The sequence below is a fragment of the Candidatus Aminicenantes bacterium genome (genome assembly GCA_011049425.1).
GTDB lineage: Bacteria > Acidobacteriota > Aminicenantia > UBA2199 > UBA2199 > UBA876.
On record DSBM01000131.1, the window covers coordinates 1 to 5,893 of the forward strand.

Here is a 5,893-nt window from a genome sequence, read left to right on the forward strand (position 1 = left end):
ACGATGAAACGAGCGATTCAGGTTTTCCAGCAGTTCGTCGATGTTTTTCTCGGCGCGTTGCATTGCCGCCAGCCGGCTGGCGTTCTCGGAGGCGAGGGATTCGGCGCAGGCGCGGAAAAGCGAAACAAAAAGGTATTCACGAATCAGCGCCCGCAGGGTGGTTTCACCGCCGTCTATGATTTCGGGCAGATTTTTTGTCGGCCAGGCAAGTGCGGCCGCTTCACGCTGCCAGTGTACATCAAGGGGCAGCAGGCGTTGACTGCCCGGAGAATAATGGCCTCCGGATTCGTGACGGTTAAAAAACAGGCGCAACTCGGCGTTTTCGTCCCGTTCACGCAACGACTCGCTCTCCAGGAGAATCTGACCGATCAACGGGGTAATACCCTCAACCGAGTTCGGCACGGAAAAGAGTTTCGCGGGCTGAAAACCCGCGTCCTGCAGGCGCGCATGCACCCGCTCACCAACGGCCCATACCTCGAGGTCACGGGGCCGAAGTTCGAGTTTTTCAGCGGCGTATGCAACCACAATGTCGTTGAACCGGCCCACCAGGCCCTGGTCCGATCCGAACACGACCACGCCCATGGCGCCGGCGGAGATCTGTTTGTTTTCTTCTGGTTCCGGCATCCCGGAATCGAGATCACGGAAACAAACGCTCAACCCCAACTGAACCGCGCGATAGTAGTCGGCCAGGGCGCGAACCGCCTCCTCGTAATGGCTGATGTTCGAAGCGGCCAGGGCTTTCATGGCGCCGACAACGGATAGAAGATCCTTGGCGCCCCCGATTTTGCGCCGCAGGCTCGCCAACGTGTCACTCATGTATCCCCCGAATTTAGCGGTTCCGGCTCCGGGTTACTTTCCGGCTCCGCTTTCTGGTGCGGGGTTAATTCCTTTCGATCCTGGCCGGGCTCACTTTTGGCGGATTCAACCGCAGATTTGGAGTTTTCCCCTGAATCGACTTGAACCCGCGTCAAGGCATCGCGTGCGATTTCCATGATGATTTCACGGTCTTCGCTGCTCAGTTCTTTCCCGGTATCCAGCCGTTCCCGCACCTGCGCCGGAATCTCTTTTGCGGCCGCGCGCAACACGTGCTCAGCTTCCCCGATCCGCTCAGGGGGCACTCCCTCCAGTAACCCGGCGGTCAAGGCCAACAAGACGATGATTTGCTCACTGACGGGAACCGGGGAAAACTCCGGCTGTTTCAGGCAGGCCCGGATGCGCCGGCCATGTTCGATCACCTCGCGGGTATCACTGTCCAGGTGAGCACCGAAGCGGGCGAATGTTTCCAGTTCTTCAAACTGGGCGTAGGCCAGTTTGAGGTCGCCCGCCACCGCGCGGAAAGCCGCGCGCTGGGCCTTACCGCCCACGCGCGACACGGACTTGCCCACATCAACCGCCGGCAGCACGCCCAGTTCAAACAAAGAGGGTGAAAGGTAGATCTGGCCATCGGTGATGGAGATCAGGTTTGTGGGGATATAAGCGGAGATGTTTTGCGCTTCGGTCTCGATAATGGGCAGGGCGGTCATTGAACCGCCGCCCAATTCCTTGCGCAGGTGGGTGGCGCGCTCAAGCAGCCGCGAATGGATGTAAAAAATGTCTCCGGGATAGGCTTCACGCCCGGGCGGCCGGCGCAGCAGCAAGGAAAGTTCACGATAGGCCCGGGCATGATGGGTGAGGTCATCGTACACGATAAGCACATCCCGCCCCTGCTCCATGAAGTACTCGGCGATGCTGGTGGCCGCGTAAGGGGCGATATAGGCCAGGCCGGGAGGGTCGTTGCCCTCGGTTACGACCACGACCGTATAGGCCATGGCCCCCTTTTCCTCTAAAACCGCCACGGCCTTGGCCACGGCGGCGGCGCGCTGGCCGATGGCGCAATACACGCACACGACATCCTGTTCCTGCTGATTGAGGATGGTATCGATCGCGATCACGCTCTTTCCCGTCTGGCGATCACCCAGGATCAGTTCCCGCTGGCCGCGTCCGATGGGGATCAGCGCGTCAATGACCTTGATTCCGGTCTGGAGCGGCACGTTGACGGGTTCGCGGTCCATAATGGCCGCCGCAGTGCGTTCAATGGGTAGTCGCTTGGTGAAACGCAACCTGCCGTTGCCGTCCAGCGGTCGACCCAGCGGATCCATGACCCGGCCGATCAAACCTTCACCCACGGCCACGTCCATGACCCGGCCCGTGCGCTTGACTTCATCGCCCGCGTGCAGGTGCCGGTGTTCGCCCAGCAGCACCACGCCGATGTCATTTTCGTCCACGTTGAACGCAATACCAAAAATCCCGCCGGGAAACTCCAGCAGTTCTTCAAAACCCACGTTGGGAAGTCCGGATACGCGCGCGATTCCCGTGGATACGCTGATGACGGTACCGACTTCGTGCGGCGCCAATTGCGGGGCGAACTGTTCCCGCGCACGGCTGATGCCGGTAAACGTCTGTTCGAAAAGGTTTTTCAGGCTTTGCGGTTCCTTGCTCATGCCTTTTCCGTTTCGGCTTTCCGCCCACCATTCTCCGGCCTTGGGGTTTCTTTCTCGTTAATGATTTCCGCCACGGCCGTTTCCAGCGAAGAAAGATAATCGGCTATGCTCCATGCCACCTTATGTCCGTTGGTGACGAGTTCAATACCGCTGACCAGTTCGGGTTCGGTCTCGAAGCGGACGGGTACTTCAAGCCCGAAAGTTTCATTCAGCGCGGATTGAATCGATTTGCGCTGCTCCGGCTGCAATTCAAAAGCGCTGCGCACGCGCGCGGGCTCAGATGCCGATTGCAAGGCCGCGGCCAAAGCCTCTTTTTCTTTGCCGTCCAGGTCTCGCAAGCGGCGGGTCAATACCTCGTTCAGGCGTTCTTCCAGGCTCGCCCCGGCAAGATCCCGCAATGTCTTGCGCGCAATGGCAAACACTTCATGCCGGATACGGCTGCTCAGGGCCTGGTTCAGGTTTTCGGCTTCGGCTTTCAGTAATTCCTGTCGCTTGGCATGCAATTCCTCGGCTGCTTTGCGCGCTTCGTCCAGCAGCCGCCGGCGTTCAGCCTGCGCCTCCGCTTTCGCCTGTTCCATGAGCGCGTCACGCTGTTGGTCCAATTCTTCGTTCTTTTGCCGGAACTCGCTGCGCTCTTTGCGGGCTTCAACCATTTCAGCGTCGGCGTCGGCCAACTCCTTTGCAATGCGCTTTTCCCGGGCGTCGATGGCGCTCAGGATGGGTTTGTAGAGAAAGCGCCTCAACAACCACACCAGCACAAGAAAGTTGACGACCTGAGCGACGACGGTGAACCAGTCGATAATCATGGCCTACTTTCCCGCTGCCTGGCTGAGTGCGTTGCTCCAGAACGGGTTGGCGAAAATGAGAATCATTGAAACCACGAAGCAGTAAATGGCCGTGGACTCGATCATGGCCAGGCCGACAAACAGCGTGCGGGTGATGGTGGCGGAGGCGTCCGGCTGTCGCGCCAACGAACTCAACGCCTGGGAAACGGCCTTGCCCTCGCCCAGTGCCGGGGCCATGGTGCCGAACGCGGTGGTGATGCCGGCGGTGACAATTGATGCCACCGCGATGATTGTCATGGTATCCATCGTATCTCCTGTGTTCTCCTGTATTTGCGAGCTAACTCGCGGTGTCGGGCTCCGCCTCGGAACCGCCGGCACGCGTTGCGGCCGCGATATACACCGTGGCCAGGATAAAAAAGATATAGGCCTGGACCATGCCGGTGAGCAGCCCGAGCGCGGACATAACGATCGGGAAAAAAAGCGGTGTAATCGTAAGCAGGATGCCTATGATCATCGCCCCGCTCATCATGTTGCCGAACAGGCGCACGGCCAGGGCAAGCGTGCGTGAAAGCTCGCTGATGATGTTGAACGGCAGCATGATGAAAGTCGGTTTTACGTACGATTTCAGGTAGCTGCCCACCCCCTTTTCCTCGATGCCGAACAGGGGCACGGCCACAAACACGCACAGCGCCAGCGCGGTCGTGGTCGAGAACGAGCCGGTGGGAGGCTGGTAACCGGGAATCACGGTGCAGATGCTGGCGGCGGCGATAAACAGAAAAAGCGTACCCAGGAAGTCCATGTATTTTCGCGGCTGGTCCAGGCCGACCTCTTTGATCTGCTTTTCGATCAGGGTAACAACGATTTCGAGCAGGTTCTGCCAGCGCGAGCGCTTCATGCCCGTGGAGAACCTGCGGGTGATGAGTTTTGACGCAATGGTCAGCACCAGCATCAATGCCCAGGTAAACACGATGGTGGCGTTGATTTTGATAAACCCGAATTGCCAGAAAATGATCTCGTCGGGACTAAGTCGCATGGTCTGCCTGCTTTTCTGAAGAATCAGCGCTTTCACTCATGGTGCCGGTCAGCCGGATTACAATAATGCGCGCAACCAGAAAACCAACCGTACATGCCAGCAACCGCTGCCAATCGCCGTCGAATACAAAGTAAAATCCGGCCACGGCAACACCCATGCGCACAACCAGGCTGCCGCCGAACCAGAGTGCCGGGCGCCCGGCCGAAACTCCTTTTTTAACCGTCCACCACAGGCCGCCGAAAAAGATCATCCCGATTGCGATTCCCGCCGCCAATGCCGCCGCCAGTGTCAGCGCATCAGTCATCGTTTTCCTCCTGTTCCTCGCGCATGGCCCGATCTTCACGGGTCACCCAGTGCCACGCGTTCAGGCAACCCACTGCCAGACCCAGCACCAGCAACATCAACGTCCAGGAATGACTCCCCTGATACCGGCTGTCCAGCCAGATGCCCAGCATTGCGCCCAGCAATGTCGGAATCGCCACCGACCAGCCGATCAGTCCCATCATGCCCAGGCCGAACCAGACGGTGCGGTTGACATGCCGCTGGGCGCGCAGTTTGCGGGCCGCCTTGACGCCCACCTCTTCACTGAAGGCCGGTTTGGTGTCGTTTTTTCCGGGTTCGTCACTCATGTTGAAATTCCGCCAGGCGGCGAATCAGGCCGCTTTCCATTTTTGCCGAAACCGAACGGATGCTTTGCTCACGTTCATTCAAGACACGGAACTCTTTTTCCACCGTTTCACGCAGGCGCCCAAGATCCCGGCCGGCAACCGCATTGCGCACTGAAACATACACGTTCAGTCCGGACTTGATCAAGACTCCTTCATCAACCGCGACGTATTGCTCTTCTTCACCTTTGATTTCGTAAACCAGGATTCCCGGCTCTAGGGCGGCCACGCAATCGAGCCGGCGCGGCATGATCCCGAAGAAACCTTCCGGGGTCTCGGCCACAATCCGCGACACACCGCTTTTCTCAACAAAAACCTGAAAGGGCAACAGAATCTTCAGGTCCATACCCGCCCGCCGGTTCATGCTCCATCTCCATTTGCCGGCTGTGTGCGGGGTTTTTCCCCGGCCTTGCGTTTCGCCTCATCCACGGTGCCGATCATGTAGAGCGCGCTTTCGGGATAGTCCTTGAATTCATCGCGCAGGATTCGTTCACAACCGTCCAGGGCGTCCTCCAGGCTGACCAGCTTGCCCTCCAGGCCGGTGAACTGCTCGGTGGTAAAAAAAGGCTGGGTCAGGAAACGTTCCAGGCGACGGGCCCGGGCCACCACGTTACGGTCTTCGGCCGAAAGCTGCTCCAGCCCGAGCATGGCGATAATGTCTTTAAGGTCCGCGTATTGCGCCAGCGTTTTGCGTATTTCGCGCGCGAGCTCGTAATGGCGCTTGCCGACAACACCGGGTGTGGCCATTTTGGAGTTGGACTGCATGGGGTCGATGGCCGGATAGAGACCTTCGCTTGCCAGTTTGCGCGAAAGCACGATCGAGGCGGAGAGGTGCGAAAAGGTGTGCACCGCCGCCGGATCGGTGAAATCATCCGCCGGAACATAAACGGCCTGAATAGAGGTGATGGCGCCGCTGTCCGTGTTGGCGAT

Annotated in this window: 9 protein-coding genes; all 9 read right to left on the reverse strand. The window is 59.0% G+C overall.

The genetic code is table 11. The features are described from left to right. Window positions 1-816 (reverse strand): F0F1 ATP synthase subunit gamma (locus tag ENN40_08935; protein ID HDP95467.1); only part of this gene is annotated, 816 nt, incomplete at its 3' end. After that, window positions 813-2,480, reverse strand: a complete 1,668-nt coding sequence (locus ENN40_08940) for an alternate F1F0 ATPase, F1 subunit alpha (GenBank protein ID HDP95468.1) — start codon at window positions 2,478-2,480, stop codon at window positions 813-815. The genes ENN40_08940 and ENN40_08935, both read right to left, overlap by 4 nt. Next, window positions 2,477-3,286: a F0F1 ATP synthase subunit B gene (locus ENN40_08945; GenBank protein ID HDP95469.1), complete on the reverse strand. Its 810-nt coding sequence runs from the start codon at window positions 3,284-3,286 to the stop codon at window positions 2,477-2,479. The genes ENN40_08940 and ENN40_08945 overlap by 4 nt, the downstream gene beginning before the upstream one ends. Before the next feature lie 3 nt (window positions 3,287-3,289). Beyond that, window positions 3,290-3,571, reverse strand: a complete 282-nt coding sequence (locus ENN40_08950) for a F0F1 ATP synthase subunit C (GenBank protein ID HDP95470.1) — start codon at window positions 3,569-3,571, stop codon at window positions 3,290-3,292. A gap of 31 nt (window positions 3,572-3,602) precedes the next feature. Then, on the reverse strand, window positions 3,603-4,298 hold the full coding sequence (locus ENN40_08955) for a F0F1 ATP synthase subunit A (GenBank protein ID HDP95471.1): 696 nt from the start codon (window positions 4,296-4,298) through the stop codon (window positions 3,603-3,605). After that, window positions 4,288-4,602, reverse strand: a complete 315-nt coding sequence (locus ENN40_08960; protein ID HDP95472.1) for an ATP synthase subunit I — start codon at window positions 4,600-4,602, stop codon at window positions 4,288-4,290. The genes ENN40_08955 and ENN40_08960 overlap by 11 nt, the downstream gene beginning before the upstream one ends. Then, complete coding sequence (locus ENN40_08965) at window positions 4,595-4,927, reverse strand: F0F1 ATP synthase subunit (protein ID HDP95473.1); 333 nt, start codon at window positions 4,925-4,927, stop codon at window positions 4,595-4,597. The genes ENN40_08960 and ENN40_08965 overlap by 8 nt, the downstream gene beginning before the upstream one ends. After that, complete coding sequence (locus ENN40_08970; GenBank protein HDP95474.1) at window positions 4,920-5,309, reverse strand: F0F1 ATP synthase subunit epsilon; 390 nt, start codon at window positions 5,307-5,309, stop codon at window positions 4,920-4,922. The genes ENN40_08965 and ENN40_08970 overlap by 8 nt, the downstream gene beginning before the upstream one ends. Before the next feature lie 14 nt (window positions 5,310-5,323). Beyond that, a partial coding sequence (locus tag ENN40_08975) for a F0F1 ATP synthase subunit beta (GenBank protein HDP95475.1) occupies window positions 5,324-5,893 on the reverse strand: 570 nt, incomplete at its 5' end.